Annotated in this window: 2 protein-coding genes and 1 pseudogene; all 3 read left to right on the top strand. The window is 72.2% G+C overall.

The window, feature by feature from the left end:
• The first annotated feature begins 369 nt into the window (after positions 1-369).
• A complete protein-coding gene (locus tag SNE206_RS39850) occupies positions 370-1,134 on the top strand; it encodes a hypothetical protein (RefSeq protein WP_407918483.1) in 765 nt (254 codons plus the stop codon).
• Between the two features lie 155 nt (positions 1,135-1,289).
• Positions 1,290-1,577 (top strand): annotated as a pseudogene (locus SNE206_RS39845) (transposase); the annotation flags it as partial.
• A 245-nt stretch (positions 1,578-1,822) separates the two neighbouring features.
• A partial coding sequence (locus tag SNE206_RS39840; protein WP_407918482.1) for a transposase occupies positions 1,823-2,185 on the top strand: 363 nt, incomplete at its 3' end.

Genomic DNA, 2,185 nt, shown 5'->3' with positions numbered 1-2,185 from the left:
GCCGCGGGCCGCGGTGGTGCAGCGGTCGCGGGAGGGGCAGGGGCGGCAGTCGGTGCCGGCGAAGGCAGGGGCAGGGGCGGCAGTCGGTGCCGGCGAAGGCGATCACGATGGCGTCGTGGCCGTGCTGGGTGACGGGGTACCAGCCGGTGCTGGTGCGGCCTCCGGGGCAGGTGACCTGGCGGGTGTTCCAGTCGACGCGGAACGCGGCCCGCAGGAACTCCGGAGCTGCTGTGGCTCATGCGGCGGAACCGCTGAGCCCAAGAGTTGGTAAGGACTCTTGACAGTCGGGTGATCCAGACCACCAGTATTGGTCCAGGCCAGAGTGCTTCAGGTCGCCGAAGTCCCCCACCTTCGAAGGGAGCGCGGTCCATGGCCGGACCCGTTCGCGCACCACTCCGAGCCCTGCTCGCCGGAGCCGTCACCGCCGCTGCCATCGCCGGCGTGGCGCTCACCGGCACCGGCACCGGCACCGCCCACGCGGCGGGCACCCCACTGCCCGCCCAGGTCTTCGCCCCGTACGTCGAGGACCGGGCCGGCGACAGCCTGTCCAAGCTCGCTTCGCAGTCGGGTGACAAGTACCCGACGATGGCCTTCCTCCAAGCCGCCGCCACCGCCTCCTCCCCGTCGCCCTCCGCGTCGAGTGTCCAGGTGCCCGCCATCCAGGTGCAGGTCAGCCCGTCTTCGGGCACGGTGACCGCCGGCTCGTCGACCACCGCGACCGTGAGCACGGCCATCATCAACAACGGCTCGAACACGTCCATCGCGATGACGGTCAGCGGCGTTCCCGTGGGGGTCACCGCCTCGGTCAGCCCGTCCTCGGTCAACGGGAGCTCCAGCGCCGCCCTGTCGGTGTCGACCTTGTCCACGGTCGTCCCCGGCACCTACACGCTGACGGTCAAGGGCACGCTGACCGGCACCTCGGCCACGTCCTCCGCGACCTACACGCTCACCGTGACCGGCACCGCCACCGCCCCGGCGTGCTCCACCGCCTCCTGGGTCGGCACACAGGTCTACACCGGTGGCAACACCGTCTCGTGGAAGGGCCACCAGTGGAGCGCCAAGTGGTGGACGCTGGGCGAGGAGCCCGGCACCACCGGTCAGTGGGGCGTCTGGCAGGACCTCGGTACCTGCTGATCTGCACGCGTCGCCAGGCCGTGCCCCGGAATCGGGGCCCGGCCTGGCGACGCGTGCGGACTCTGTTGCTCATTTCGCTGTGGGGTGTTGGTCGGGTTCGGGATGATCACTCTGTGGGCTGCCTGGCGGTGGTGCGGCCGGGAGGGTGGTGCGGAGTGTCGATGCGGCCGCAGGGGCTGCCGGAGATTCCGGCGATGACGGCGGCGGTGGCCGGGGCGGCGTTCCCGTCCGGTTCGCCCGCGATGCGGGCGAGGGACGAGCTGGCGGGGGTGTTCACGGACGAGCCGTTCGCGGACGCGTTCGGGGTGCGCGGACCGGCGGGCTTGTCGCCGGGGATGCTGGCACTGGTCACGGTGCTGCAGTTCACGGAGAACCTGACCGACCGGCAGGCCGCGTTGATGGCGGTGCGTGCGATCGACTGGAAATACGCGCTCGGGCGGGAGGCGGTCAGGCAGCGGGAGGCCGACAGCGACGGCGTCCCGCCCGGCCAACTACGGTCGCCTCCCCTTACGACCGCGACGCCCGCTGGTCCGCCAAGGGAGACGAGCTGTTCTGGCTGGGCTACAAGGTCCACCTCACCGAGACCTGCAACACCGGCACGGACGGTACTCGCGGTGGCGGTCCTGCCGCGGCCGGGGCCCCGAACCTGATCACGGACGCGGCCACCACCGTCTCGACCGCGCCGGACGTGACCGCCACCGCCGGCATCCAGCAACGCCTGACCGAGCACCAGGTCAAGCCCGGCGAGCACTACCTGGACTCCGGCTACCCCTCCGCCGACCTCGTCACCGCCGCCGCCCGACAGGGCATCACCATGATCACCCCGCTCCTGGCCGACCACTCCCGCCAGGCCCGCGCCGCCGAGGGCTTCGACAAGGCCGCGTTCCGCGTCGACTGGAACACCCGCCAGGTCACCTGCCCCGAAGGCCGCACCAGCACCGGCTGGTACCCCGTCACCCAGCACGGCCACGACGCCATCGTGATCGCCTTCGCCGGCACCGACTGCCGCCCCTGCCCCTCCCGCGACCGCTGCACCACCGCGGCCCGCGGC

This window comes from Kitasatospora sp. NE20-6 (genome assembly GCF_045862635.1).
Note: the sequence above shows the minus strand (reverse complement) of the source record. Positions and strands in the feature narration are given on the sequence as shown.

What these genes read in the sequence shown, in the direction of transcription:
- SNE206_RS39850 (WP_407918483.1), top strand. Translation starts at nt 370, where the DNA reads ATGGCCGGACCCGTTCGCGCACCACTCCGAGCCCTGCTCGCCGGAGCC.